Genomic DNA, 26,742 nt, shown 5'->3' with positions numbered 1-26,742 from the left:
CCGACGCTCTCGTGGCCGCCTTCGGCGACATCGGTGATGACAACGTTGTACAGCCTCTTATCGGCACCCCTGTCCAGGACGTACTCTCACGCCACTCGTGTAGTTCCAACGACCCGAGAACGAAACAGCGTTGCAGGGAAGGGGAGTCGACATGACAGCCGGATCGAAGAGGCGGCGCCTGAGATCCATACGGCGGCGGATCGGCGGGGCCGCGGCCCTGGCGGTCGCCGCCGCAACGGCGTTGACGGGCGCGGGACCCGCTTCGGCGGGCGGTTCGCACGCCGCCCGCATTCCCACGGTCACCTCGGGGGACGCGCGGTTCGAGATCCTCTCGCCGACACTGATCCGCACCGAGTACGCCGGAGACGGCACGTTCACCGATGCCGCGACCTTCAACGCGATCGGCCGCGACGGCTTCACCCCGGCCGCCTACACGGCGACGACGTCCGACGGCTGGCTGACCATCAGGACGAGCGCGCTGACCTTGCGTTACCAGGTCGGCTCAGGACCGTTCGACGCCCGCAACCTGTCGCTGAAGCTGGCGGCGGGCGGCGCGCCGGTGACCGCCGCGCCCTGGCAGCGCCTGACCTGCGCCGTCGGCGCGCTGTGCGAGGCCGAGAACCTGCGGCTGAACGGACTGTCCGTCGCCTCGGACCACGCCGGCCACACCGGCACGGGCTTCGCCGCTGGGTTCGAGGGCACCGGCAGCTCGGCCTCCGCTGACATCGATGTCAAGACGTCCGGCGCCTACGCGTTCGCCCTGCGGTACGCCAACTCCCGTGGCGGCGACGGCCAGACCCGCACCCGCACCCTGACCCTGACGGTGGACGGGGGCTCCCCCCAGACCGTGACCCTGCCGACCACAGCCGACTGGGACACCTGGAACCGGGTCACCGCGAACCTCGACCTGACCGCGGGCCACCACACGATCGCGCTGACCCGCACCGCCTCGGACAGCGGTGACGTCAACGTCGACAGCGTCGCCCTGGTCCGCCCCGGTGACCCCTACCCGCCCGTCTCCAGCACCGCCATCACCGACTGCCCGCTCGACACGAGCTGCGAGGCGGAAGCCGGGCGGATCGGCGGCACCGCCGTCACCGCCACCGACCACCCCGGATACGCGGGCAGCGGATTCGTCGCGGAACTCGACAAGGGATCGAGCCTGACCACCCACCTGGTCGGCGTCCCGGCCGACGGCACCTACACCCTGAGCGTGCGCTACGCCAACGGCACCGGAAGCGACGGCCTGCACCAGACCCGTACCGTCTCCGTCACCTCCGGCGGCGCCACCCACACGCTGTCCCTGCCTGCGACGGCCGACTGGAACGACTGGAAGACCGCTTCCGTCCCCCTCACCCTGAAGGGCCGGCGAGGACGACATCACCCTGGAGTGCCCCGAGACGTCGAGCTGCCATGTCAACCTCGACACCGTCTCCGTCACCGCACCGCAGCAGCCCGCACCGGCGCCTCACCTTGCGCTCGGCGGCTACCGTCGCGGACTGGACGGCGTGAACGGTGACAACGGGGCCCCGGTGACCACCCCCGGACTGCTGCACCGGGACGGCTGGTACCTCCTGGACGACACACCGTCGGCGCTGTACGACACCGCGACGAAGAAGGCCACACCTCGTCCCGGGCACGGCGGCACGCCCTACCAGGACGGCTACGTCTTCGGCTACGGACACGACTACAAGCAGGCTCTCACCGACCTGGCCACCCTGACCGGGCCGCCGCAGCTGCTGCCCCAATGGGCCTACGGTGTCTGGTACTCGGAGTACATCGACCGCACCGCGGCCGACTACGAGAACAAGATCCTCCCGGCGTTCCGGTCCGAACAGGTGCCGCTGGACGTCCTGGTGACCGACACCGACTTCAAGGCCGTGAACAACTGGAGCGGTTGGGAGATGGACCCGGGCCGCTTCCCCGACCCCAAGGGCTTCTTCGACTGGTCCGCCGCGCAGGGCCTGCACAACACGCTCAACGTGCACCCGAGCATCCTGGCCTCCGACCCGCAGTTCGCCCACGCGCAGGCCACGGCCAAGGGCAAGCTCACCAAGGGCGGTTGCGCCGGTGCCGCCTCGGTCGAGGACAACTGCTACACCTTCGACTTCGGCGACCCCGACCAGCTCAAGGCCTACCTGGACCTGCACCAGACCATGGACCAGCAGGGCAACGACTTCTGGTGGCTCGACTGGTGCTGCGACGCCTCCCAGTCGTCGCAGCAGGGCGTCACACCGGACGCCTGGATCAACCAGCAGTACGCCGACCTCACCGGTGAGACCCTCGGCCGCGGGTTCGTCCTCTCCCGTGCCTACGGCTCGCTGCAGGCCGGCGGGTACAGCGGCCAGCAGGCGCTGCCGACCGGACCGTGGGCGGACAAGCGCACCACCGTCCACTTCACCGGCGACACCGCCTCCACCTGGGGCACGCTGGGATTCGAGGTCGGCTACACGCCGGGGGAGTCCGCAGCGACCGGGATGGCGGCCATCACGCACGACATCGGCGGGCACAACGACACCACGGGGCTGACCGGTTCGGAGACGTACACCGACGGCGGCCAGACCCGCACCACGCACAAACTCCCCGACGACCTGTACGCGCGCTGGGTGCAGTTCGGCACCTTCCAGCCCATCGACCGGCTGCACAGCAACCACAGCGACCGGCTGCCCTGGCAGTACGGCACCCAGGCGCGGAACGCGGCCGACAAGTTCCTCAACCTCCGCGAGAACCTGGTGCCTTACACCTACGGCCTGGCCCAGGAGGCCAACCGCACCGGCGTGCCGATCGTCCGCCCCACCTACCTGGAGTACCCGGACCAGGCGAAGGCCTACGAGAGCGCCGGCAGCGAGTACTTCTACGGCTCCGACGTCCTGGTCGCCCCGGTGACGAAACCGGGCCCGACGGCGACCACCACGGTCTGGTTCCCGCCCGGCCGCTGGACCGACTATTTCACCGGCAAGACCTACCAGGGCGGCACCACCCAGGACATCACCACCGGCCTGGACACCATGCCGGTGTTCCTCAAGGCCGGCGCCATCCTGCCGACCCGCACCCACGACGTCACCGACAACGACCGCAACCCGCTCACCGACGTCACCCTGACCGTCGCCCCCGGTGCGTCAGGCTCGTACCACCTGTACGAGGACGACGGAACCACCGCCCGCAAGGGTCACGCCGCCACGACGACCGTCCGCTACGGCCACAAGGCCGGACGCCACACCGTGTCGATCTCCCCGGCCACCGGCGCCTTCCACGGCCAGGCGAAGAGCCGCCGGTGGACCCTGTCCCTGCTGGGAACGGCCCACGCGCCCACCAAGGTCACCGCGACCGGCGTCCGGCTGACCTCGCGCGACTACCACTGGAACAGCTCCACCGGCACCTTCACGATCACCCTGCCCCGACGCTCGGTCCACAGCCCGATCACCGTCACCTGGCAGTAGCCGACGCGGCGGTGACGACGAGATCGTCGCCGCCCCGTCCCACCGCGGCACCGACGGCCCCTGCCCCGGGCATCCCATCGGTGCCGCGTTCGGCTCACAGCAGCCGGGCGAGGGCCGCCTCGGAAGGGCTTCCCGGGGCCGCCTGGTACGCGATGACGACCAGCTGTTCGGCGCCGCCCACGGTGAGTGCCTGCCGTCGTAGGGCCAGCTCGCCGACGACCGGGTGGACGAACCGTTTGAGCTCGTCGCGGGAGGGACGTGCGTCGTGCCGGGCCCACAGCCTGCGGAAGTCGTCGCTCTCCTCCAGCTCGGCGACCAGCGACCGGGTCGCGGGGTCGCGCGGGTCGGCCTCGGCGCGCAGGGCCGCCGCCGTCTGGGCGGCGATGTCCGGCCAGTCCGGGAGGAGCTGCCTTGCCCGCGGATCGAAGAACATGTCGAGGGCCAGGTTGTGCCCGGGTTCGTACATGGGGGACAGCGCGCGGGTCATCTTGTTGGCGGCCTGCACGTCGAAGCGCCGATTGCGCACATAGGCCGGAGCGCCGGTGAAAGCATCCAGCAACTGGTGTACATCCGCGCTGACTTCGCTCTCCGGCGGGCGTTCGGGGCGCGGGGCGGCGAGCGCGAACAGGTGCGCTGTGGCGTCGGCGTCCAGCTCCAGTGCCCGCGCGAGCGCCGCCAGCACCTGGGGTGACGGGTGGCGGTCGACGCCCTGCTCCAGCCGGGTCAGATACGGCTCACTGATCCCGGCCAGCCGCGCCAGCTCCTCGCGCCGCAGCCCGGGGACGCGGCGGCGGCCGGTGGCGGGCAGGTCGGCGCGGGAGTGCGGGACCCGGCCCCGCCGCGCCTTGAGGAACTCACCCAGCACGTTGTCGCTCGCCATGGCTTCGAAGGGTAACCCTGTGGGGGTGCTGGCTGCCGTCCGGCGTGCCTCGCAGGGTGGAGGCATGACGAAGAAGACATGGTTCATCACCGGAGCATCCCGCGGCCTCGGCCACATCTGGGCGCGGGCCGCCCTCGCCCGCGGTGACCGGGTCGCCGCCACGGCGCGCCGCCCCGGGTCCCTGGGGCCCCTCGTCGACGCGTACGGTGACGCTGTCCTGCCCCTGCCCCTCGATGTCACCGACCGCGCCGCCGCCACGGATGCCGTGCAGCGGGCCGTCGACGCCTTCGGCCACCTCGACGTGGTCGTGAACAATGCCGGGTACGGCCTGTTCGGCATGGTCGAGGAGACCACCGAGGAACAAGCGCGCGCCCAGCTCGAAACGAATCTGTTCGGTCCGCTGTGGGTGACGCAGGCCGCCCTGCCCTTCCTGCGCGGCCGGCAGAGCGGTCACATCCTGCAGGTTTCCAGCCTGGGCGGGCTGGCCGCCTTTCCGGGCCTGGGGCTGTACAACGCCTCCAAGTGGGCGCTGGAGGGGATGAGCGAGGCGCTCGCCCAGGAGGTGGGCCCACTCGGTGTCCGCGTCACCATCGTCGAACCCGGGCCCTACGGCACCGACTGGTCCGGCGCCTCGGCGGTGCACACCCGGCCCATGGCCGCCTACGAGCCCGTCCGTGAGGCGCGCCGGTCCGGCGCCACGGCCCGCGCACCGCAGGATCCGCAGGCCACCGCCGACGTCATCCTCGAACTGGTCGACACCGACGAGCCGCCTCTGCGCCTGTTTCTCGGCACCTACCCCTATCCGGTCGTCGAGGCCGCCTACCGACAGCGTCTGGAGACCTGGGACGCGTGGCGTCCGCTGGCGGCCAAGGCCTGACGGGCGGGGCAGGCCCCCGTGCGACGGCGCGCCACGGCCGCACGGTGCGCGCCACCACGTCAGGCCGGTGCGTCCGTCCGCGTGGGAACTGCGGCTGTCACCGGGTCGTACCGGATACGGTCCGTGGGGAGGCCCAGGTCGGTCAGTCGGCGCACTGCGGCGGCGACCAGCCCCGGCGGGCCGCTGACGTAGGCCGTGTGGCCGCTGAAGTCGCCGTGTCCTGCCAGTGCCCCGGTGACCGGCGCCCGGTCGGATCCGCCGGGTCCCGCGTCGATGACGGGCACCACGCGCAGCCAGGCGCAGTGGCTCTCCAACCGAGCCAGGACCGAGGCGTCGTAGAGGTCGTCGGCCGTGCGGGCACCGAGGAACAGGTGGGCGCGGCGGCCCGGTGGGCGCCGTGCGGCCAGGTCCTCCAGCAGGGCCCTGGCGGTGGCCCATCCGGTGCCGCCGGCCACGATGAGCACGTCGCGTGTGAGGCCGTCGTCCAGCGTGGTCGTGCCCTGGGCGGGGCCCAGACGCAGGGTGTCGCCCACGCCGGTGCGGGTCACCAGGGCGTCGCTCACTCCGTCGGGTCCGGTGCGCCGGATGTGGAACTCCAGTTCGCCGTCCGCGCCCGGGGTGCCGGCCGGAGTGTAGGGACGCCAGGTGTGCGGCAGCAGGGGCGTCTGCAGGGTCGCGAACTGGCCGGGACGGTACGGGTACGGCTCGGCGGTCCGCACCCGCAGGACGGCGAGGTCGGGGCGGCGGCGCTGGTGGTCGACGACCGTGCCGTTCCAGTACGTGGGTTCGGCCAGTGCCTCGTTCGCCCCGTCCACCATGGCCGCGGCGGCGAAGCGCACCATGCGCAGCCACGCCCGCTCCGCGTCCGCGCCGAGGTTGCCGTTCGCCGTTCGGCGCAGCGCCTCGACGAGGGCCTCCTCGAACAGCGCGTAGTGCACCGGCAGTACGCCGAGTTTGCGGTGGTCGCGGCCGAGCCGGGCGCAGAAGGCGGCAACGTCCTCGGGGCGGTGCAGATGCTCGATCAGGTACCAGAAGGCCCGCTCCAGGTGGACCTGTTGGAACTCCATCGAGTCGGGGAACAGCTTCCGCAGGTACGGGTGGCGCTCGAACATCGCCTCGTAGAGACGGTCGATGAGATGGCCGAACGGGGTGACCTGCGCCAGGGTCCGGACGATCGCCTGCTGGTCCGCGGCGCCGTCGTAGTCGCCGGTCGCGAGGGAAAGTCCGGTGGATGTGCCGGTGCCTCGTCCGGGGAGGGAGGCGGGGGTGAGCAGGCGGTCGCGCAGGCGCATGGCCTCCCGGCGGGCGAGCAGGGCGTGGTAGTTGTCGGTCATGTGCGGGCCCTCCTCGTACAGGCACCGCACGATCCGCCGTCCGCGCAGCCGCCGCCTTCGGCCGAAGGGCCCTTCGAGCGGGAGCGGCGGGCGTAGTACCAGGCCATGTTCGACGTCAGTGCGGTCAGCGGCAGCCAGATCAGGCCCAGCCAGGATCCCCGGGCGAAGGAGATCACCGCGGCGCCCGCGGCCAGGACACAGACGAGGGGAGCGAGAACGGCTGGGCGAACCATCGGCACTGTTTCCTGTCGTTCCTCGGTTTCCGAAGGGTGTGCGACCCGCCGGAACTGCCGGCACCGCCCTCACCGTCGCGGCGGGGCCGGAGCGCACGGTCGCATCCCATCACCGAAGATCGCGCCCCGGGCACAGCCGATGGACCCGGTCCTGCGGACGAAGGACCTCTTCCGGCAGTGGTCCTTCGCCTCTGTTCCCGGCCCGTGATGTGTGCTTACGGCGACGGCGCGTGGAGGCGCCGTCGCCGACCGTCCGGACTGCTGTGCCCGGTCACTGCTTCCGCGCGTCGTCGGGCGTGCGATGCCCGGCCGCGGGCCTCCGCGGGCGCATGGAAGCAGGCCACGACCGACTTGCCGTGACGGCAGGACCGGGCCTCCCATTCGTCGGCCAGGGCGTCCACGAGGAACATGCCGCGTCCACCGACGCGGTCCGTGCTGACGCCCCGCGGGACCGGTGGCTCGCTCGACGCGTCATGAACGCTGATGTGCAGGCACTGTTCGTCCCAGGTCATCACCAACTGGGCGTTGCTGTGCGCGTGGACGTGCGCGTTGGTGACCAGCTCGGAGACGGTGAGCAGCACCGCGTCGACCGTCTCGGGAGCGGTCGTGGTCCACCCGAGCGCGTCGAGGTGATCACGTGCCCAGTCCCGGGCCTCCTTGACCTCACTGTGCATGGGCAGCGAGCGGGCCCAGCCGACCGCTCGCAGCGACGAACCCTCCTTCGCCGGCTTTCGTGGCTTGCCGATGTGTGGTTCAGGCATGTCCCGTCCTGGGTGAGTGCGCGGCATCCCCACGGCTGGTCAGGGGCGCCACCCGAGCGGGCCCATGCGGCTCGCTCGGGCGGCGCGCGGCTGACAGCCGGGGCTGTGCTGTGGCGGGCGCTCGGCGGTCAACGGTGGCCACGCAGCTTGCCCAGCAGGCGCTGGGCCTGCGCTCGACGCCGGGGATCGGCCGCGGCCCGCCGTGCCTGCTCGGCCGCACGCCGGCCCTGAGGACTCCTGGCGAACTCCTTGATGCGCTCCATCATGCCTGGCATGACGCTCCTTCCCTGCGGGGTCTTGTCCTTCGCTGCGGTTCGGTTACCCCCGACGGGTCGGCTCAGCCCTGCCGCCTCTGCACAGCGTGACCGTGGGCCCGCTGTGGTCGATCGCCGCCGGGATGGTGGTCGATGGGGCGTGCGCAGGCGAGTTGGCGCGAGAACGCGGCGAATCCGGTTTGGTGGCAGAGGAGTTGTCGCGGCGGTGGCGCCCGGGCGTCGGGATGGCGCCGCTCGAGTACCTGCCTCGCTCAGACCGGCAGTGCTGATCCGATCTCGCCGACCGACACTTCCGGCACCGTCGCCGTACCCTTGCGCCATGCGCATGCGCCCCACCCTGACCTGGACCCCCACCGAGGATCTGCCGCCGAGCACGACGGATCTGCGGCCGGTCGCCGACGCGCTGGGGGCCGGCGGTGTGCTGGTGCTCAGTGGCGCGGGCATCTCCACCGAGTCGGGCATTCCCGACTACCGCGGTGAGGGCGGGAGCCTGAGCAGGCACACGCCGATGCTCTACCAGGACTTCACCGGCAGCGCCCAGGCCCGGCGCCGGTACTGGGCGCGCAGTCACCTCGGCTGGCGGGCGTTCGGCCGTGCCCGCCCCAACGCCGGGCACCGGGCGGTGGCCGCGTTCGGGCGCCACGGGCTGCTCGCGGGCACGATCACCCAGAACGTGGACGGGCTGCACCAGGCCGCCGGCAGTGGCGGTGTCGTCGAGCTCCACGGAAGTCTCGACCGGGTGGTGTGCCTGGGATGCGGCGCCTTCAGTCCGCGGCGTGAACTGGCGCGTCGGCTGGAGGCGGCCAATCCGGACTTCGCGCCGGTGGCCGCGGGCATCAACCCGGACGGTGACGCCGATCTCAGCGAGGACCAGGTCGGAGACTTCCGGGTGGTCCCTTGCGCCGACTGCGGCGGCATCCTCAAACCGGACGTGGTGTTCTTCGGCGAGGCCGTGTCACCCCGGCGGGTCGAACGCTGCCGCGAGCTGGTCCGCGCGGCGGACTCGCTGCTCGTTCTGGGTTCCTCGCTCACGGTGATGTCCGGACTGCGGTTCGTGCGTCAGGCCGCGCAGTCGGGGAAGCGGGTGCTGATCATCAACCGGGACGCGACCCGCGGCGACCGGCACGCCGCCGCGCGCGTCGACCTTCCGCTGGGGGCGGCGCTCACGGCGTTGGCCGACGGCCTGGGCATCTCCCTCGACGACGAGACGGCACCCGTGGCCTGAACCGGGGCACTACCGTCCCAGCACCCCCAGCCATGGATGCCCGGGATGCATGCCCGCCAGCCATTCCCCGAGCAGGTCGCGGCGCGCCCGGTTCAGCAGCGGCAGGATGCCGTGGAAGTCGGCATGGTCCTTGGGCCGTGTGTCCTTGGCCTTGAACAGCAGCACCAACTCCGGTACGAGGTAGGGGATGCCGTCCGCCGTCCGCTCGATGACGACGTCGTACGGCAGTCGCAGGCTCGCGTCCCGCCGGCAGATCCACGTCCCGCCCTCGTGCGGCTCGCGGAAGACGTCCATGACGAATTGGCCGCTCGCCGGGTCCCGCAGCCAGGTCTGGTGGGTGACCGCGAGTGCCTCGGCTCCCGCATCCGCCCAGATGCGCCCCGAGCCCACCGCGTCGATCGCGTAACCGGGCAAGTGGTCTCGGACCTCGGAGAATCCTGCTGCGGGCAACGCGATCTCCAGATCGCCGTGCGGTCGCGACTGCTCTCCTCGGAACAGGTCCAGCGCCCACCCTGCCGCGATGCACCAGGGCGTGCAGATACCGGCCAACCGTTCCGCGACCTGGTCCGGCCGCCAGGCGTCGGCCCACCGGGCATCCAGTTCGCCCGCGTCGACAACGGTGCCGCCGGGCAGCGGGGGCTCGGTCATCGGAACACCGTACTGCCGGGAATTCACCGAGGTGCGGGCGTCGGGCTCGTGGGGGCGTGGCCGTTCCGTTTGCGTCGAACGCCGACCCGGCATAAGCCTCGAAAGCGAAGAAACCCGGCACGGTGACGACCGGCAAGGAGGGCAGCGGTGGACCTGGAGAGCGTCGCGGACGAGCTGTACGGGCTGCGGCCGCAGGACTTCACCGCCGCGCGGGACGCCCGCGCGGCCGAGGCCCGTCGCGCCGGCGACCGCGCGCTCGCCGGGAAGATCGGCACACTGCGCCGGCCCAGCCTGGCGGCCTGGGCGAGCAACCTCCTGGTCCGTGAGCAGCCCGAGGAGATCGAACCGCTGCTGCGGATCGGCGATGGGCTGCGGCAGGCTCACCACGATCTGGACGGGGCGCAACTGCGCGAGCTCAGCAGGCAGCGGCACCTCGTGGTCAACGCCCTGTCGCGGCAGGCCCGGCAGCTGACGGCCCAGGCCGGGCACCCGATCGGCGAGGACGTCCAACGGGAGGTCGAAGGCATCCTCCACGCCGTCCTCGCCGACCCCGCGGCCGCACAGGAGTGGGCCGCCGGGCGTCTGGTGAAGGCATTCGACCAGACCGTCGGCTTCCCGGCCGCAACCGACGGCGCCCGCGCACGGCCCGCCCGGGCGGCACGCACGCGCAAGGAGGCTCCGCCCGCCGAAAGCCGTCGGCACAAGGCCGACGAGGAGCGGCGCCTGCGGCTGGAGCAGGCCCGGCAGGAGGCGGAGGAGGCCGAGCGCGTGCTCGCGGCTCGGCGGGAGGAGGCCGCGGCCGCCGAGCGGCAGGCCGACGACGCGCAGGCCGCGGTGCGGACGGTCGAGGAGCGTGTCAGCGGGCTGAGCGAGGAGCTCGCGCGCCTCGAAGAGCAGCGGGGGCAGGCAGAGACGAGCGCACGCACGGCACGGGAACAGGCCGCCGAGGCGGACCGGCGCCTGCGGGAGGCACGGCGCCGCGCCGAGACCGCCGCGGCCCAGGTCACCCGCCTCGGCGCAGGAACCGGCGGGCGGCGCGCCACGAGCAGGAAGTGAGCACGGCCCTGCCCGTCTCAGGCCCGACAGCAGCGGACGCCGGCATCAGCTCCGCGCGGCCTGCGAAGTCCGGCCCCTGCGGCACCCGTCTGTGCCGGAAGGCCAGGTCGGTCGCCGTCAAAGGCGGGTCGGGGGAGCGGCCCGGGTGGGGCTGGGCGGTGGGAGGATCGGCGCCCATGCGACGACCGAGCCGAAGGGCGGTACCGCCCTGTCGGCCGGGACACAGGCTGTCTCGGCCGGTGTCCACCGCCGGTCCGCGGTGCCGTCGAAGGAGAAGTCGCAGTCGGCGCATCCCTGCGGGGCACAGGGAGAGCACGGCCAGTGGGATCGGCTCGGTGTCGGCCGGGGAGCGGGACAGGTCGATGCCCTCGGCTGTGGCATGAGCGCGCGGCATCCGGCCGAACGCGTGGTCCATGTCGACCAGGGCGTCGCCGATCACCGTCACCAGCGCCGGGCCGGCCGCCACGGGCGTCCTGTCAGCCGACGGGTCCTGTGGCGGTGATCTCGCCGGAGCCCCGCTCGATCAGCCGCGTCGGCACGGTGACCGTACTGGTGGGCGACTCGTCACCGTCGAGCCTGCGGAAGAGCATCTCCGCGGCCGTCCGGCCCAGTCGCTCGATGTCCTGGGCGATGACGGAGATACCCGGACTGAGGATGTCGGCCAGGGGGAAGTCGTCGAAGCCCACATGGGCGACGGTGTCCTGCAGCCCCAGGGCGCGCAGTGCGCGGACGGCGCCGATGGTGACGAAGTTCTGGCTGGTGAACAGCGCCGTGGGCGCATCGGGCAGCGACAGCAGCTCCTTGGTCGCGGCGATGGCGGCACTCTCGCTGGAGCCGACGTGCCGGACGATCTCGGCGTCGTACTCGATGTGCGCCAGCTCCAGTGCGTGCCGGTAGCCGTCGAAGCGCTGCGCGGCGGTGGAGATGGTCACCTCGTCACCGAGGTAGGCGATGCGGCGGTGACCGGACTTCAGCAGGTGCTCGATCGCGGTGACGGCGCCCTGCCGGTTGTCGGAGACGACGGCGTCCGCGTCGAGCAGGCTGGGCTCGCGGTCGACGAAGACCATGCAGGTGCCCGAGCGCTGCTCGCTGATCAGGTAACTGTGGTCGCGGCCGGCCGGGACGATGACGAGGCCGTCGACCCGGCGGTCGATGAGGGCCTGGGCCAGTTCCCGTTCCCGGGCCGGATCCTCGTCCAGGCTGCCGACCAGCACCAGGCTTCCGCGGCCGCGGGCCACGTTCTCGACGGTGCGGGTCAGAGCGGCCGAGAAGGGGTTCGCGGCGTCCTCGACGAGCATCCCGACGGTGGCCGTGCGGCCGTCCCCGCGGCGCAGGCTGCTGGCCGTCAGGTTGGGCCGGTAGCCGAGTTTGTCGGCCGCTTCGCGCACCCGGGCGGCGATGGCCGGATCGACGGTGGGAACCCCGTTGACCACCCGCGAGACCGTCTTGATGGCCACGCCGGCCAGCGCCGCCACCTCACGCATGGTGGGGCGGCTTCGGGGGGCCCGCAGCGGCGGCTCGCCCTGAGTCATCGTTGTCTCCCAACCGGTCGCGCGTTACCCACTCGTTGCGGACGCATGTCTACCAGTGCCTTGACGGACTCGTCCATACGGGCCCAGTATCCCGGTCAGTCAACGTTGTCTCAGCATGGACCACGGGACGGCTCCGAAAGGGATCAAGCCATGAACATCTCCTCCAGCCAGGCGTCGAGCCGCCGCAGTCGGCGTACCCGGGCGGCAGCGATCGGGGTCACCGTGTGCCTCGGTGCCACCCTCGCGGCCTGCGGTTCCTCCGACTCAGGCTCCTCCTCGTCCGGTTCGGGCGGCGGCGGGAAGGTGGGTGTCTCGCTGATTCTGAAGACGCTCACCAACCCGTACTTCGTGAGCATGGAGAAGGACGCCAAGACCCAGGCCTCCAAGGACAACGTGAGCCTCACGGTGGCGGCGGGCAACTCCGACGGCGACACCCAGACGCAGATCACCGCCATCGACAACGCCATCTCCCGGGGTGACAAGGGCATCCTGATCACCACCAACGGCGACGCCGTCAACGCCGCGCTGAAGCGGGCCAAGCAGGCCGGTCTGTTCGTCATAGCCCTGGACACCGCGCCCAACCCGCCGAGCGTCGCGGACATCACCTACGCCACCGACAACGAGCAGGCCGGCAAGCTCGACGGCCAGTACGCGGCCGCCGCCCTGAACGGCAAGCCCGCGGTCATCGCGATGCTCGACCTGTTCAACAACCAGGTCGTGTCCGTCGACATCCAGCGCGACCACGGCTTCCTGGAGGGCATGGGCATCGACCCGGGCAGCAAGACGGAGAACGGCAAGGAGGCCAAGTCCGGGAAGTACACCGGCGGCAAGGGCGGCACGTACAAGATCGCCTGCCACCAGCCCACCCAGGGCGCGATCGACGGCGGGCGCACCGCCATGGAGAACTGTCTCTCCTCCAACCCGGACATCAACGTCGTCTACGCGATCAACGAGCCCGCGGGCGAGGGCGCGTACAACGCCCTGAAGGCCTCGGGCAAGGAGAAGAACGTCGCGATCTACGCGATCGACGGCAGCTGCTCCGGCCTGAAGAACGTCACCAACGGCAAGTTCGCCGCCGACGCCGTGCAGTACCCCGGCAAGATGGCCGCGCTCGGCGTCAGTTCCATCGCGAAGCTGGCCCGCGGCGGCAGCAAGCCCAGCGTCACCGACGGCAAGACCTTCTTCGACACCGGTACCGCGCTGGCCGCCGCCAAGCCGATGGGCGGTCTGAAGGTCCAGACGCCGACGCAGGCCGCGTCCGCCTGCTGGGGCAGCTGACCCCCTCCGCGCCGGGTGCGCCGCCGGTCCCCGACCCCGGCGGCGCACCCGCGCCCCACGTGCCCATGACTTCGTACCAAGGCCCGCTCGCGGAAAGATTCCGGAAGGACCCCCTGTGACCACCCACGTGGACAGTCAAGCCACACCGGCACCGGCGGAGGAGTTCCTCAACCGGCCCGCCACCCCGGCCCAGCGCATCCACTCCGTGCTGCACCGGCAGCCCGCCCTCAGCCCGGCGATCGTGCTCGTCCTCGCCGCGATCGTCTTCTCCCTGGTCAACGAGCGCTTCTACGCGCTGCAGAACCTGTCCCTGGTCGCCCAGCAGGTCGCCGTCATCGGATCGCTCGCCGTCGGCCAGACCGTCATCATCCTGACCGCCGGCATCGACCTGTCCATCGGCGCGGTCATGGTGCTCGCCTCGCTGCTGATGTCGAAGCTCGTCGCCGACAACCACCTTCCGGGTGTGGTGGCCCTGCTCGCCGGTGCGGCCGTCGCCGTCGCCGCCCAGGCCGTCAACGGACTGCTGGTCACCAAGATCAAGCTGCCGCCGTTCATCGTCACCCTCGGCACCCTGAGCGTCTTCACCGCCATCACGCTCATCTACGCCAAGGGCCAGACCGTCTCCCTGCAACCGGGCAACATCCTGATGTGGAGCGGCGAGACCATCTCCATAGGGCAGTTGAACCTGACCTACGGCGTCCTGCTGATGATCGCCCTGTACGTGGTGATCGGCTACGCGCTGCGCTACACCGCCTGGGGCCGGCACCTGTACGCCGTCGGCGACGACCTCGAGGCCGCCCGGCTGGCCGGCATCTCCGTCAACCGGGTCCTGCTGAGCGCCTACGTGGTCGGCGGGTTCGCCATCGCCGTCGGTGCGTGGATCCTCGTCGGCCGGGTCGGCGGCGGTGACCCCAACAGCGGTCTCAACGCCAACCTGCAGTCCATCACCGCCGTCGTCATCGGCGGCACCAGCCTGTTCGGCGGACGCGGCGTGGTGATCGGCTCGCTGATCGGCGCGCTCATCGTCCAGGTCTTCGTCAACGGCCTCGCGCTGGCCGGCATCGACCCCAACTACCAAGTCCTCGCAGTCGGCATCCTCGTGATCGCGGCTGTCTCCGTCGACCAGTGGATCCGGAGCGTGAAGTCGTGACGACCACCACCGCCCCCGTGCTCGAGGCCAAGGGCCTGGTCAAGGTCTTCGGCAGGGTCGTCGGCCTCAACGACGTCGACCTGACCCTCTACCCCGGCGAGGTCCTCGCCGTCATCGGCGACAACGGCGCCGGCAAGTCGACCCTGATCAAGTGCCTGTCCGGAGCGCTGGTCCCGGACCGGGGCAGCATCCTCGTTGACGGCAAGGAGGTCGCCTTCAAGCGGCCCCAGGACGCCCGCGAGGCAGGCATCGAGACCGTGTACCAGACCCTGGCGGTCGCCCCGGCGCTGGACATCGCCAGCAACCTGTTCCTCGCCCGCGAGATCCGCCGCAAGGGCGTGCTCGGCTCGGTGTTCCGCATGCTCGACACCGGCGAGATGAAGAAGCAGGCGGCCGACCACATCAAGCGGCTGGGCATCAGCACCCTGCAGAACATCAACCAGGCCGTCGAGACCCTCTCCGGAGGCCAGCGCCAGTCCGTCGCGGTCGCCCGGGCGGGTGCCTTCGGCGGCCGGGTCGTCATCCTCGACGAACCCACCGCGGCCCTCGGCGTCCGCGAGACGGGCCAGGTGCTCAAGCTCGTCCGCGACCTGCGCGACCAGGGCCTCGGCGTCATCCTGATCAGCCACAACATGCCCAACGTCTTCGACGTCGCCGACCGCATCCACATCCAGCGCCTCGGCGGATGCGCCGGGGTCATCACCCCGCAGTCGCACTCCATGGAGGACGCGGTGGCCATCATGACCGGCGCGAAGAAGCTCGTTCCGGAAGCCGGCTGACGCAGAGGAGCACGACCCCGTGACGAAGACCCTGTACGCCGAGTTCACCGCCCGCGAGGGAGTGGAGGCCGACGTCGCCCTGCTGCTGCGGGACTACGCCGAGAAGGTGCGCCAGGAAGAGGGCAACCTCGCCTTCGACAGCTACACCCGGGCCGGCGACCCGCGCGCCTTCTGGATCTTCGAGGTGTACCGGGACGAGGACGCCTTCCAGGCCCATCTGAAGGCTCCCTACGGCGCCCCGTTCAATGCCGCCCTCGCCCCGCTGATCGAGGAGGACGCCTCCGTGCTGACGTTCCTCGACCGGCTGGAGTGACGCGTCCCGTTGCGGTCGCATTCGCCAGGGCCCTTCCGGTGTTCCTCCCTACCACCGGACAGGGCCCTGGTCCACGCTGCCGTCCACCGCGCCAGCTCGGCTGGCGCTCCCCGAGCCCGTCGCCCGCGTCATCCGGCCGAAGCCGTGCGGCCGGCGTCCGTGCCGCGCCCTGCCGCCAGCAGTGCCGCCCCGAGGTCGGCGACGGCGTGGGGGTCCGAGAGCGAACGGCCGGTGAGTTCCTCGATGCGGCGCAGGCGGTAGCGGACGGTGTTGGGGTGGACGTAGAGGCGCCGTGCCGCGGTCGCTGCGGAGCCGCCGGCCGCGAACCAGCTCTCCAGCGTCTCCATGAGACGCGTCCGTTCGAGGCCGGGGAGGTCCAGCACGGGTTTGAGGACCCTGTTCATCAGGTGAGCCGCCTCCGCGGGAGCCGCGGCGACGAGCATGGCGAGGGGATTGTCGTCGAAGCGCGCCACTCCCGGTCCGTCGCCCGGCAGGCCGGCCAGCGCCAGCCGGGCGAAGCGCAGGGCCTGCGGTGTCTCACGCAGCGACGCGAAGCCGGGACTGACCCCCACCCGGGCGCCCGCGCGGCGCAGGACACGCAGACCGGTGGGCTCCGCGTCCGGTGTGGTGAGGGCGATGAGGCCGATCTGCTGGTCGGGCAGCAACCGCCAGGCCGATGGCAGATGCGCCTGCCGCAGTGCGGTCTCCACACCCGGCAGGGGTTCCTCGCCGGGGGAATCGGCCGCCGCGGCGACGACGGCGTACGGTCCTCGCTCCGGCAGGCCCAGTTCACGGGCCGCGTCCCACAGCGTGATGCGGTCGCCGATCACACCGGTGAACAGCGCCTCCACGAGCGCCGAACGGCGGGCGCCGCGCTGTACGGCCAGTTCGGCGGTGGTCTCCCGGTGCGAGGCCGCCACCGCCTGGGCGTAGAGGCCGAACAGCTGCCAGATCTGCGCGGAGCGGTCCACCAGCTGGGCGTCGGGAACCGCGGAGTGGGCACGCGCCTCGGAGAGGATCTTCGACCACAGGAACTCGAAGCCGATCCGGTACGCGTGCAGGACGTCCGCCAGCGGCATCCCCTGTTCGGCGCGGATCCGGCCGGTCTCCCGGGCGGGTTCGGCATCGGGCGCGCCGGTACGGCGCAACTGCCTGAGCACCAGGTCCGCGTTGTCGGTGCACGACCGGCACAGCGAGTCGAACGGGATGAGTGACTCGTTCCGGTAGGCGGGGACCTCGGACCGAATGCGGTCCGCGACCTGCTCACCCAGCCCGGGAAGCTGGTCCTGGATCGCCGCGATCACGGCCGACAGTTCCATCACCGCAGCTTAACGCCCTCCTTTTGTTCCCGGGAACAGATGACGGCGGGCAATGGTGTCACCGCGTCCATAGCTGGCGAGGTGCGCTCTGAGCACCATGGCGTTCGCGTGTACGACAGATCTCGACGGTGAGTTCATGGAGGCGGGCGTGGCCAATTTGTCGGAGTTCCTGGTGGAGACCGCGGCTGCGCGGCCCGACCGTCCGGCGTTGCGGCTGGGGGACCACACCACCTCCTACGCGGACCTGGACGTCCGCAGTGCCCGCGCGGCCGCGCTGCTGCGGGCCGAGGGCGTCAGGCCCGGTGACCGGATCGCGTTGATGCTGCCGAACGTCCCCGAGTTCGTCGTCCTCTACTACGGCGCCCTGCGCGCCGGGGCGATCGTGGTACCGCTCAATCCGTTGCTGAAGGAGCGGGAGACCGCCTACCACCTCACCGACTCCGGCGCCGTCCTGCTGTTCGAGTGGCACCAGGCGCCCGGCGAGGGCGCGCAGGGGGCCGCCGCGGCCGGGGTGCGACGGGTGGCGGTGGAGCCCGCGTCCTTCGCCGCGCTGCTGGCTGAGCACGAGCCGTCCACCGACGTGGCGCGCACCGCCGACGACGACGTGGCCGTGCTGCTGTACACCTCGGGCACCACGGGCAAGCCGAAGGGCGCCGCGCTCACGCACGGCGGCCTGCGGCACAACACCGAGGTCATGAAGGTGCACGTCACGCGGATGACACCGGACGACGTGGTGGTGGGCTGCCTGCCGCTGTTCCACATCTTCGGCCAGATCTGCACGATGAGCGTGGCCGTGCGCAGCGGTGCCTCGCTCACCCTCGTCCCCCGCTTCGACCCGCAGACCGTGCTGGACGCCATCGCGGCGGACCGCGCGACCGTGTTCGGGGGCGTGCCGACGATGTACGCGGCCCTGCTCCAGCACCCGGCCGACGCGGACGTGACCAGCCTGCGGATGTGTGTCTCCGGCGGCGCTTCCCTGCCCGTCGAGGTCCTGCACGGCTTCGAGAAGCGCTTCGGCTGTGCGGTGCTGGAAGGCTTCGGCATGTCCGAGACCAGCCCGGTGGTGACGTTCAACCACCTCGACCGTCCCCGCAAGGCGGGCTCCATCGGCACCCCGATCCAGGATGTCGAGGTCCGGCTGCTGGACGACAAGGGCCGGGACGCCGGCGCGGGCGAGATCGGCGAGCTGGCCGTGCGCGGCCCGAACGTGATGAAGGGCTACTGGAACCGACCCGAGGAGACGGCGGCCGCCATCCCCGACGGCTGGCTGCGCACCGGCGACCTGGCCCGGCGGGACGAGGACGGCTACTTCTACATCGTGGACCGCAAGAAGGACATGATCATCCGGGGTGGCTACAACGTCTACCCGCGCGAGATCGAGGAGGTCCTGCACGAGCACCCGGCCGTCGCCCTCGCCGCCGTGGTGGGCGTCCCGCACCAGCAGCTCGGCGAGGAGGTCGCGGCCGCCGTGGTCCTGCGCCCCAAGGCCCGAGCCACGCCCGAGGAGCTGCGCCAGTACGTCAAGGACCGGGTCGCGGCCTACAAGTACCCCCGTACGGTGCGCCTGATGGACGCGCTGCCGATGGGGCCGAGCGGCAAGATCCTGAAGAGGGAGATCAGCGCCCGGGCGGCGAGTGGGCAGCTCGCCGCGAGCGGGGCCGGCCTCGGCGCCGGGACCGGGGACGGAGAACAGGGGCACTGAGGTCAGGGTGCTGTCGCGGGGCCGCCGGTGGCGAGGGCGACGGCCGGGGGCACGGGCATCAGGTGACCCGCCGGGAGAGTGTCATCGCGCATCACCGTGTGGATGAGGACGCGGCCGCCGGATACGTCGCCGACGCCGGCGAGACATCACCCTCGTCGAGAGAGGAGAAGCCACCGTGTCCAAGCCCCCGCTGCCGCCCGAGGCCCAGGAACCGCTGCGCCGAGCCAACCCGTGCGTGATGGCCACCCTGCGCTCCGACGGGACGCCCGTGTCGACGCCCACCTGGTACCTGTGGGAGGACGCCGTGCCCTGATCAGCCTGGACGAGGGCCGCGTCCGCCTGAAACACCTGCGCCGCGCCCCCCGCGTCACCCTCACTGTCCTCGACGGCGACGACTGGTACCCGCATGTCACGCTCATCGGCCGCGTGGTCGAGACGAACGAGGACGAGGGCCTGGCCGACATAGACCGCATCGCCACTCACTGCACGGGCAAGCCCTATCCGGACCGGGTGCGCCCCGGGTGAGCGCCTGGATCGAGGTCGAGCGCTGGCACGGCTGGGGCGCGATGAAGGACAGCGGCCAGGCCTCCACGTGAGGACGGCCGTCCGGGTCAGGAGGGTGATCTTCCGCGGCTGAGTTCCGCCAGGCAGGCGTCGAGCGGCTGGAGCGGGCCGGGCAAGGGCTCCCGCAGGTCCCACCAGCGGACGGCCACGATCTCGGCGTTGGGCGTGAAGCGCCGGGTGCCGTCAGCGGCTTGTCCGGTGAACAGGGCGCCGTATTCGGCGCGTTGATCGGGTACCAGGGTGAAGCGCGCGAATCCGGCGAACGACAGCCGCCCTTCGGCCGCGTGATCGGTCTCCTCCAGCAACTCGCGCGCGGCCGCTTCCCGCGGCGTCTCGCCGGGGTCGATCTTCCCGTCCGGAAGTTCCCAGGCTCGCCGGAACCGGTTGAGCGCCAGCAGGACCCGGTCGCCCTGCCACAGGGCCACCAGCGCGAGCGGCAGGGGCGCGTCCGCGGGCGGTTCGTCCTCCGCTCCCCGGTCGAAGGAGACCAGGGCGTTGCCCCGGTCGTCGACGGCGAGCGGTCGGGAGCCGAAAGCGGGCACCTTGACATGATGCCCGCCGTGACGTCGGACGGTCAGTGCGCAGCTGGGCCCGCCGGCGCTCCGGGGCGGGTGAAGCCGTGGCTGCGCTCGACTTTCGCCACATGCAGGGTGTAGCTCTGGTACCACTCCGCCTGTCCGCGCTTCTGCGCCGCGCGGTGCTCGGCGTCGCTCCGCCACTGCGTGAGGGCGTCGGCGTCGCGGAAGAATTCGACGGTGATCCCCAGTCCGCCGGGAGTCTGCGCGTGGTCCATCCCCAGGTAGCCGGGGACGTCCTTCACCAGGTCCTCCATGCGTGCGTTGGTCTCGCTGTAGCCGCTCTGGTCCTGCGTGCGCACGGCGGTGAAGACGGCAACATAGTAGGGCGGTTCGAAGGCTCGGACGGGCGTGACAGGCGCTTCGGGATGATCACTCATGGCGCCACTGTAGGGAGGGTGAGCTGACCGGTCCGGCGACTTTGCCGAACGGGAGACGAAAGGGATCAGGCTCTTGGCGAGCGTGCCCGCCGGCCGGCCTCGCTATCGGGTGACTGTCACGGTGACGTCGTAGCGTTCCTGCCCCGGCGAGCAGCGCATGGCCTCGCCGCAGGAGCGGCGTCGGGCGGTGACGTGCACCGTGCCGGGCCGTAGCGCGGTGAACTGCGCGGAGGACAGGCCGCAGCCCCGGCCGGGCGGGCAGGTGCCGGCGGTCGTCGTGCCGCCGCCGACGGCATCGAGAACCTGTGGATTCGAGCCGGCGGGGGTGGACCAGTAGGTGCTGTGCAGACGCACCACGAGATGCGTGCCGGCGGTCACTCGGACCGTGGTCCCCCGTGCCCGTTCGTCGAGAACGACCGAGTGGCCTGCGGAAGCGGAGGCGGACGGCGGGGGAGTGGTCGGTGCGGAGGACGCGGTTCCGGCCGAGCCGGCCGAGCAGCCGCCCAGCGCGCCGAGCGCGGCCGTCGCGGCCACGGTGGCGAGCCCTGCGCGCAGTGCGTGCCGGGCCGTGGGAACGCGGACCGGGGAAAGAGACAAGGGGTCCTCCGGTGGGTGCCGCCCGGGCCGGAGGCCGGGACGGGAGTGGGGGCGGGCCGTCGGCCCGCCCCCACCGTGCGGTGCGAGGGATCAGGAGACGGTCACGTCGTCGTAGTAGGTGTAGGTCGCGTCACCCGAGTAGTTGTCGTCCTTGTTGGTGAGGGTGAGCGTGTAGTTGTGGCCCGCGGTCACGCTGCCGGTGACCTGCTTCCAGCCTGCGCCCTGGGTGCAGGTCTTGGCGAGCAGGGTCGAGGTCGTGCCGGCCGTGGTGTCCTGGAGGGTGGCCGTGGCCCAGTCGTAGGTCACCGTGTCCGGGCAGGTGACGTTGTACCAGAAGGAGACCTTGCTGGTGCCGGACGGGGCGGTGAAGGACTGGGTGAGCGAGGAGGTGTTGGTCGGGCCGGTCGAGCCGACCATCGCGCCGTAACTGCCGCTGTGCGCCGCCGAGGTGGTGGCGGAGGTGCTGCCACTGGTGGTCCAGCTCGACAGGCTGCCGGTCTCGAAGGTGCCGTTGGTGAGGGTCCCGCCGCCACCGCTGCTGCCGCCGCCGACGATCGCGTGGGTGATGGCGCAGTTGTTGGTGTCGTTGGACCAGCTCGCCTGCTCGGCGAAGGTGCCGGTGCCCATGGTCACGTTGGCCGCTCCGCCCGTGCTGCCGGGCGAGATCCAGGCGCACTCGTCGGAGTTCTCCTGGCCGTCGTAGGAGCTGCCGGTGTGGTTGGTCCAGCCGCCGGCCGGGTTCTGGTCGGACATCATCTCCTGCCACTCGTGGCCGAGCGTCATGGTCCAACCGTCGAGCGTGCCGGGCGAGTTGACGAACCCGACGCCGCAGCCGGAACCGGAGTCCATGTTGTACGGCTGGTTGCTGAAGGCGATGTCACCGTAGGAGGAGGACACGGGGCCGCCGGAGAGCGTGCTGTCGCCGTTGTAGTCGTGCCAGGCGCAGTACTGGCCCTGGTAGTTGTCCGGGTTGGTGTTGTGCGGCGAGAGGATGACGTAGTACGCGTCACGGTTGGACGCGGCCGTGGTGTTGCCGAAGTGCCCGGCCGCCTTGACGGCCTCGGTGCCCAGCTGGTGGCCGGTCGCGGCGCTCGGGGAGGCTGCCGAGTTGTCGTACCAGACACCGGAGAGCACGCCGCCGCTCTGGTACGGGATGAAGTTCGCGTTGGACGGGCAACTGGTCGCGCCCGAGGACACGTTGGGTCCGTCGCACCACTGGGTGAGGTCCGCGGACCACCGCTCGCTGCCCGTGCCGATGTCCTTGAACATCTCCTGGGCGACGGGGGCGGCGCCGTCCGGGTCGCCGGAGAACGTGGCGTCACCGCTGCCGTTGGTGCTCTGCGTCCCCCACTGCGAGCCGTAGAAGACCAGGTAGACCTTGGAGTGACCGCTCTGGACGCCGATGCCGTCGATACCGCCGCCGTAGGACAGGGTCTGCGGGCCGGTCGCCGCAGCCGTGGCCGGGTGGCTGGCTGCCCACGACTTCATCTTGGCGTTGCGCTGGATGGTGGGAAGGGCGCCGTGCCGGTAGGGGTGCTTGTACGCGGGGCTGTAGGGGTTGGATCTCGCCGCGTGCACCGTGGCCTGGGGGGCGGCTGTCGCCTGCGGGGTGATGGCGAGTGCCAGACCGGTGGCCAGGGACAACGACGCGAGACCGGCGAGGGTTGCTCGGGCTGCGCCGCCTATGTGGGGAGTACCCATGGGTGATGGGGACCTTTCTTCGCACGGACCTCCGCCGTCGATGCGGGGAGGTGGGTTGCATGGGACGCCGACGGGGCGCACCACCCGACAGCCGCCTCCGGACGTCGACATCGACGCCGGCTTCGTCGCGGAGCAGGACAAGGGAGCCGAGCGGCGGCTGCTCACTGCACGGGCGGCGGTGTGCCGGCAGTGGGCAATTGACGCGCGGCATTGCTATCTGCGGGGAATCCAGTCCTGACCTGAACGAAGGAAAAGGGCAGTGAGAAGGGTCGCGCTGCACCTTTTTTGACGCTGGAAAGGTGATGCGTTGTCAGACGCGGCAGATCACATCAGATTTGACAGGCGCAGGTCAATGGAAGCGGACAGCTTTTACACAGGGGCGCGGACGACGCCCTCCCGTGCCCGGCCGCTCCCGCGTCGAGCGAGGTCGGTTTTGGCTGGTCGGACCACAAGTCAGGCCCCCTGCCCACCAGTTGACGAGGTGACGCACAGGGTGTGTTTCATGACTGATCGTTGACCAAGGGGGCGGGTGTCATGCACACCGGGCGAAGAAGGCGGAGAAAGCGGGGGGCAATACTTCACCAAGAACGGGTAAGCGGCTGTCTATTGCTTTGCATGGTTTCTTTTCGGATTCCCTGCCCCTTGATGGCGGGTGCCGCCGCCTATACTCCGGCGGTGAACAACATACGGTGCACCCAATGCGGTGCGGTGGGGCTGGAACCGGGCTTCGTGGAAGACGGGGGGCAGGGCGCTCGCGGGTACACGAGCTGGATCGCCGGGGCCCTGGAGCGAGGCCCGCTCGGCGGAGCCAGGAGAGCGGGCCGGCCGCACTGGCAGATCGATGCCTACCGCTGTCCGGTGTGCGGGCACCTGGAGCTGTTCGCGGTGCAGCCCGCCTGAGGGGGATGAGCGGAGGCGGGCACTGAGGGGACGTGGTCCTTGTGCATAGAGGGGACCGGGCGCTCAACTCAGGGGGCTCTTGCCCGCCTTCGCGACCCCTGCCTTGGTGCGCCCGACTCTCCACGGCGTCACTGGCACCCCCACGGCCAGGACCCCCCTCGATCGCCGCCAGAAGCAGGAATCCTCGGGTGGCACCCGCGGACAGGGTGATCCCCAAGGCGATGGCAGCACCGGCGGGGAAACCCCATGAAGGCCGCCAGTCATCGGTACGGATCACCGTCCAGCCCAGAAGCGGGAGCGAGAGAACCGCGATGACGGCGTGGACCCCGTACCAGCGCCGGTGACCATGTCCGCGGAGGGGTGCGGACCGGCGGCGGAAGTCCGGGGGCCGCCTGCTCCGAGGACCACGGGAACCTTGCTTGCGTCCCGTGAGGTGGCGTGATAGCGCCGCTTCGGGGCACTCGGGAGGTAACGTCCGGTCACGCCAGGAGGTACGTCATGATCGCGCTCGGCATCATTCTTCTCATCGTCGGTTTCCTCACCGGCATATCGATCTTGTGGACCATCGGCATCATCCTGGCCGTGGTCGGCGCCGTCTTCTGGCTCCTCGGATCCATGGGGCACGCCGTCGCCGGCCGACGCCACTATTGGTGACCGCGACGCTCCTCGAGCGGAGCCATACCTGACTCGAAGCCCGGCCTGGTGGTGACGGTGACCAAGGTGAAGGATCGAGGGCGCGGCCGCGCTGCCACAGCGCAGGCGGCCGCGCTCGACCCTGCGGCTCCCCGGCGCCGGTCACGAGTCAGAACTCTCCGATCGGACACTCGCACCAGCCTCCTTCGCGGCCGCCGGCCCCTTGGTCTCAGAGCCAGGGGCCGGCGGCCCGACGCTGTTCCGAGCCCCTGAACTGGGCGCCTTTCCCCGACGAACTCATGAGCCTTCGCCAGAAGATGCGTCCGCTGCCGTGCAAGAGGTGGCTGGGTGGGTACCTGCGTTCGGTGGCCGGCCGACGACGGGTGCCTGCCGATGCCGATCTGTGAAGCAGGGGGAGGGCGAGTTGAGGTTGCGTGAGGGGCAGGACGGACGGTCCACGCGGTGCAACGCTCGAATACTGGCGGGCCGTTACCGACTGGACGAGATGATCGGTTGGGGTGGCGCTGCGGACGTGCACCGCGGTTTCGACCTGAGCCTGCGGCGGCCCGTGGCGGTGAAGATCTTCCGGTCCGGTACCGGCTTCGACACCGAGGACGACTTCCGCAGCGAGGCAGTCATCCTGGCCCGGCTGCAGCATCCGGGACTGGTGACCGCCTACGACGCCGGACGGCACGACGGCGACGCCTACCTCGTCATGCAACTCATCGACGGCCCCACCCTCAAGACCCGCATCGCCGAAGGCCCTCTGCCGCCCGCAGCCGCCGCCAGGCTCGGTGCCGGGCTCGCGGACGCCCTGGACCACGCCCACGCAAAGGGCATCGTCCACCGGGACGTCAAACCGTCGAACATCCTCCTGGACCTATCCGACAGGCCTCATCTGACGGACTTCGGCATCTCCAGTCTGCTGGACGCCACCACCCACACCGCCACCGGCACCCTCATCGGAACGGCCGCCTATCTGTCCCCCGAGCAGGTACTGGGCAGGCCCGTCGGCCCGCCCGCCGACGTCTACGCTCTCGGACTCGTCCTCCTCGAGTGCCTGACCGGCCGGCTCGAATACGAAGGCGGCCCCCTGGAGGCGGCCATCGCCCGGCTGCACCGCCGGCCGGCCCTCCCCGACTTCCTGCCCGAGGCGTTCGGCGACTTGCTGAACCGTATGACGGCTCTGGACGAACAGGAGCGTCCCACGGCGCGCGACTGCGCCCGCGTACTGGCTCACCTCGCCGACGTCACGGCCACTGCGGAACCTGTTCGGCCGAAGGCCGCGACCCTGAGCAGCGCCGTGTCCCGGTCGACCGCGCACAGCGGGGCCGGCGACAGTGACCACACGCACCACAACCCCCTGCCCGCACAGCCGATCGGTGCCGCAGCCGCAGCAGCTGGGCTTCCCCGGGCGGCCTCCCGGCCCGCCTTCGCCCGCAGCCGTGTGGCGATGTACGGATCAGCGGCCGCACTGGTCGGCGTGATCACCGCCGGGCTCATCGCCGTCGACGGCTTCTCGCAGCACAGCGCCAACGGCGAAGCGGCTCGGTCCACCAGTGATCACACCGCTTCCTCCACGTCCCCGAAGACCTCGGCCGACGACGATGGCAGCCCCGCCGCGTCGAAGACCCCACGTTCCACCCCCTCGGCCGCTGCCCATCCCCTCCGCGCAACGGTTCCGGGCAGCAGTGTTGCCTCAGCCTCCGACGATCAGCCGACACGGCACCTGAAGGGTCCCGCTGCCCCGAAGTCCGGTGGCGGTACAGCAGACGAGGCGCCCGGGGGGAACGTGGCAGTCAAGACGAAGGGTCCCGTGGACCCGCCTGGGCATGCGCGCAAAGGCGGTGCAGGACAGCGCGGACGCGGGTGAAGGAGCGGGTACCGGCCGTACGGCAGTGGCGGCCCGGTGACGGTGACCCGCACACCATGGCGTTCCTGGCCGCTGGAGGGTCGTCCCCCTCAGTCGTCCCCCTGAGGTGATGGTCTCCACCGCAGCCGGTCGCGACCAGCGGTGGGCCACCCGAGGGACATGGGGAGGGACCGCCCGGCCAGGAGGGTCACAGGGAGGTCAGCCAGGCCGCGGTCTCGTCGGGATGCGCGAAACGGATGGTACGGAGAGGGGCGAAGCGGGCGTCGTTCACCCGGAGCGCTACTTCACGGTGGCGAGGCCCGTGTTGGGACCATGCCCACCAGGCCGGGTGTTCCCGGCTCAGCCAGTCCCTCCATGTCTCCCGGTTGCCGCCGAAGAGGGCCTCGCGCGTGAGGGTGCGCCGCAGGGACCGGCGCAGGACGCGAGGCATGATGACGCGCTTGGGGTAGTCCAGCCAGATCACCGTGTCGGCTCGGTTCCACAGCAGGTCACGGACTTCCGGATAACCGATGGAGTCGATGATCCAGCGCGGCTCGGAGGTCAGCCGTGAGACGTCCTCGATCAGCTCGTCGTTGACGGACCAGCCGGGGCCGTTGAAGTACAGGGCGTCCATCTCGTGGTGCGGCAGGCCCAGACGAGTACTCAAGACGCGGGCGAGTGTGGACTTGCCTGCGCCGGTGACGCCGACCACCAAGATCCGTTCCATTGAGGTCCCCA

Annotated in this window: 24 protein-coding genes and 3 pseudogenes; 13 read left to right on the top strand and 14 right to left on the bottom strand. The window is 71.1% G+C overall.

Annotated elements, in window-relative coordinates:
• Positions 1 to 151: 151 nt before the first annotated feature.
• Positions 152 to 3,440, top strand: a pseudogene (locus LN251_RS30445) (TIM-barrel domain-containing protein).
• A 94-nt stretch (positions 3,441 to 3,534) separates the two neighbouring features.
• Here the strand turns inward: LN251_RS30445 and LN251_RS30440 are convergent.
• Entirely contained in the window at positions 3,535 to 4,320 is a 786-nt protein-coding gene (locus tag LN251_RS30440) for a helix-turn-helix domain-containing protein (protein ID WP_458247376.1), read from the bottom strand.
• 64 nt (positions 4,321 to 4,384) lie between these two features.
• Between LN251_RS30440 and LN251_RS30435 the strand changes: the two genes are divergently transcribed.
• Positions 4,385 to 5,197 (top strand): SDR family NAD(P)-dependent oxidoreductase, encoded by an 813-nt coding sequence (locus tag LN251_RS30435; RefSeq protein ID WP_458247375.1) that lies wholly within the window; start codon positions 4,385 to 4,387, stop codon positions 5,195 to 5,197.
• Positions 5,198 to 5,256: 59 nt separating this feature from the next.
• Here LN251_RS30435 and LN251_RS30430 read toward each other — a convergent pair whose 3' ends face one another.
• The 4 genes and pseudogenes from LN251_RS30430 to LN251_RS30415 all read right to left on the bottom strand — a co-directional run bounded on the left by LN251_RS30430 (position 5,257) and on the right by LN251_RS30415 (position 7,800).
• Positions 5,257 to 6,531 (bottom strand): globin domain-containing protein, encoded by a 1,275-nt coding sequence (locus tag LN251_RS30430; protein WP_458247374.1) that lies wholly within the window; start codon positions 6,529 to 6,531, stop codon positions 5,257 to 5,259.
• Positions 6,528 to 6,764, bottom strand: coding sequence for a hypothetical protein (locus tag LN251_RS30425; protein WP_458247373.1), 237 nt, complete (start codon positions 6,762 to 6,764; stop codon positions 6,528 to 6,530). The genes LN251_RS30430 and LN251_RS30425 overlap by 4 nt, the downstream gene beginning before the upstream one ends.
• 311 nt (positions 6,765 to 7,075) lie before the next feature.
• Positions 7,076 to 7,438 (bottom strand): annotated as a pseudogene (locus LN251_RS30420) (ATP-binding protein); the annotation flags it as partial.
• Between the two features lie 215 nt (positions 7,439 to 7,653).
• Entirely contained in the window at positions 7,654 to 7,800 is a 147-nt protein-coding gene (locus LN251_RS30415; protein ID WP_203237777.1) for a hypothetical protein, read from the bottom strand.
• Positions 7,801 to 8,119: 319 nt separating this feature from the next.
• Here LN251_RS30415 and LN251_RS30410 point away from each other — a divergent pair, with 319 nt between their 5' ends.
• A complete protein-coding gene (locus tag LN251_RS30410; protein ID WP_458247372.1) occupies positions 8,120 to 9,025 on the top strand; it encodes an NAD-dependent protein deacetylase in 906 nt (301 codons plus the stop codon).
• A 9-nt stretch (positions 9,026 to 9,034) separates the two neighbouring features.
• On the opposite strand, the gene LN251_RS30405 is transcribed toward LN251_RS30410, so the two are convergent.
• The gene (locus tag LN251_RS30405; RefSeq protein ID WP_458247371.1) at positions 9,035 to 9,673 is read right to left on the bottom strand and encodes a nucleotidyltransferase domain-containing protein; all 639 of its coding nucleotides are present in this window, start codon (positions 9,671 to 9,673) and stop codon (positions 9,035 to 9,037) included.
• Between the two features lie 147 nt (positions 9,674 to 9,820).
• Between LN251_RS30405 and LN251_RS30400 the strand changes: the two genes are divergently transcribed.
• Positions 9,821 to 10,729 carry a hypothetical protein gene (locus tag LN251_RS30400; RefSeq protein WP_458247370.1) on the top strand — a complete coding sequence of 303 codons (909 nt, stop codon included), beginning with the start codon at positions 9,821 to 9,823 and terminating at the stop codon, positions 10,727 to 10,729.
• Here LN251_RS30400 and LN251_RS30395 read toward each other — a convergent pair.
• Together LN251_RS30395 and LN251_RS30390 are read right to left on the bottom strand one after the other, a co-directional pair.
• On the bottom strand, positions 10,677 to 11,195 hold the full coding sequence (locus LN251_RS30395) for a hypothetical protein (RefSeq protein WP_458247369.1): 519 nt from the start codon (positions 11,193 to 11,195) through the stop codon (positions 10,677 to 10,679). The genes LN251_RS30400 and LN251_RS30395 overlap by 53 nt on opposite strands.
• Before the next feature lie 10 nt (positions 11,196 to 11,205).
• On the bottom strand, positions 11,206 to 12,261 hold the full coding sequence (locus LN251_RS30390; RefSeq protein ID WP_458247368.1) for a LacI family DNA-binding transcriptional regulator: 1,056 nt from the start codon (positions 12,259 to 12,261) through the stop codon (positions 11,206 to 11,208).
• Between the two features lie 150 nt (positions 12,262 to 12,411).
• On the opposite strand from LN251_RS30390, the gene LN251_RS30385 reads away from it, so the two are divergent.
• The 4 genes from LN251_RS30385 (at position 12,412) to LN251_RS30370 (ending at position 15,781) form a co-directional block, all read left to right on the top strand.
• On the top strand, positions 12,412 to 13,539 hold the full coding sequence (locus tag LN251_RS30385) for a substrate-binding domain-containing protein (protein WP_458247367.1): 1,128 nt from the start codon (positions 12,412 to 12,414) through the stop codon (positions 13,537 to 13,539).
• 115 nt (positions 13,540 to 13,654) lie between these two features.
• Complete coding sequence (locus tag LN251_RS30380) at positions 13,655 to 14,689, top strand: ABC transporter permease (protein WP_362993467.1); 1,035 nt, start codon at positions 13,655 to 13,657, stop codon at positions 14,687 to 14,689.
• On the top strand, positions 14,686 to 15,468 hold the full coding sequence (locus LN251_RS30375) for an ATP-binding cassette domain-containing protein (RefSeq protein WP_142148495.1): 783 nt from the start codon (positions 14,686 to 14,688) through the stop codon (positions 15,466 to 15,468). The genes LN251_RS30380 and LN251_RS30375 overlap by 4 nt, the downstream gene beginning before the upstream one ends.
• A 19-nt stretch (positions 15,469 to 15,487) precedes the next feature.
• Positions 15,488 to 15,781: a putative quinol monooxygenase gene (locus tag LN251_RS30370; RefSeq protein ID WP_362993471.1), complete on the top strand. Its 294-nt coding sequence runs from the start codon at positions 15,488 to 15,490 to the stop codon at positions 15,779 to 15,781.
• A 128-nt stretch (positions 15,782 to 15,909) separates the two neighbouring features.
• Here LN251_RS30370 and LN251_RS30365 read toward each other — a convergent pair whose 3' ends face one another.
• Positions 15,910 to 17,100: a PucR family transcriptional regulator gene (locus tag LN251_RS30365; protein WP_458247366.1), complete on the bottom strand. Its 1,191-nt coding sequence runs from the start codon at positions 17,098 to 17,100 to the stop codon at positions 15,910 to 15,912.
• A 148-nt stretch (positions 17,101 to 17,248) separates the two neighbouring features.
• Here LN251_RS30365 and LN251_RS30360 point away from each other — a divergent pair, with 148 nt between their 5' ends.
• Positions 17,249 to 18,802, top strand: coding sequence for a long-chain-fatty-acid--CoA ligase (locus tag LN251_RS30360; protein WP_458247365.1), 1,554 nt, complete (start codon positions 17,249 to 17,251; stop codon positions 18,800 to 18,802).
• Between the two features lie 175 nt (positions 18,803 to 18,977).
• Positions 18,978 to 19,398 (top strand): annotated as a pseudogene (locus tag LN251_RS30355) (PPOX class F420-dependent oxidoreductase).
• Between the two features lie 15 nt (positions 19,399 to 19,413).
• Here the strand turns inward: LN251_RS30355 and LN251_RS30350 are convergent.
• From LN251_RS30350 to LN251_RS30335, 4 genes are all read right to left on the bottom strand, one after another.
• Positions 19,414 to 19,908: an NUDIX domain-containing protein gene (locus tag LN251_RS30350; protein WP_458247364.1), complete on the bottom strand. Its 495-nt coding sequence runs from the start codon at positions 19,906 to 19,908 to the stop codon at positions 19,414 to 19,416.
• A gap of 32 nt (positions 19,909 to 19,940) precedes the next feature.
• Positions 19,941 to 20,321: an antibiotic biosynthesis monooxygenase family protein gene (locus LN251_RS30345; RefSeq protein ID WP_458247363.1), complete on the bottom strand. Its 381-nt coding sequence runs from the start codon at positions 20,319 to 20,321 to the stop codon at positions 19,941 to 19,943.
• 102 nt (positions 20,322 to 20,423) lie between these two features.
• On the bottom strand, positions 20,424 to 20,918 hold the full coding sequence (locus LN251_RS30340; protein ID WP_458247362.1) for a hypothetical protein: 495 nt from the start codon (positions 20,916 to 20,918) through the stop codon (positions 20,424 to 20,426).
• A 90-nt stretch (positions 20,919 to 21,008) separates the two neighbouring features.
• Positions 21,009 to 22,619, bottom strand: coding sequence for a hypothetical protein (locus LN251_RS30335; RefSeq protein ID WP_458247361.1), 1,611 nt, complete (start codon positions 22,617 to 22,619; stop codon positions 21,009 to 21,011).
• A 675-nt stretch (positions 22,620 to 23,294) separates the two neighbouring features.
• Between LN251_RS30335 and LN251_RS30330 the strand changes: the two genes are divergently transcribed.
• From LN251_RS30330 to LN251_RS30320, 3 genes are all read left to right on the top strand, one after another.
• Positions 23,295 to 23,519 carry a hypothetical protein gene (locus LN251_RS30330; RefSeq protein ID WP_249838873.1) on the top strand — a complete coding sequence of 75 codons (225 nt, stop codon included), beginning with the start codon at positions 23,295 to 23,297 and terminating at the stop codon, positions 23,517 to 23,519.
• 498 nt (positions 23,520 to 24,017) lie between these two features.
• Entirely contained in the window at positions 24,018 to 24,173 is a 156-nt protein-coding gene (locus LN251_RS30325) for a DUF6131 family protein (protein WP_142148474.1), read from the top strand.
• Between the two features lie 484 nt (positions 24,174 to 24,657).
• Positions 24,658 to 26,025 carry a protein kinase domain-containing protein gene (locus tag LN251_RS30320; protein WP_458247360.1) on the top strand — a complete coding sequence of 456 codons (1,368 nt, stop codon included), beginning with the start codon at positions 24,658 to 24,660 and terminating at the stop codon, positions 26,023 to 26,025.
• A gap of 187 nt (positions 26,026 to 26,212) precedes the next feature.
• On the opposite strand, the gene LN251_RS30315 is transcribed toward LN251_RS30320, so the two are convergent.
• Complete coding sequence (locus LN251_RS30315; protein WP_458247359.1) at positions 26,213 to 26,731, bottom strand: adenylate kinase; 519 nt, start codon at positions 26,729 to 26,731, stop codon at positions 26,213 to 26,215.
• Positions 26,732 to 26,742 lie beyond the last annotated feature (11 nt).

Source organism: Streptomyces sp. MAI_2237, assembly GCF_054189285.1.
Note: the sequence above shows the minus strand (reverse complement) of the source record. Positions and strands in the feature narration are given on the sequence as shown.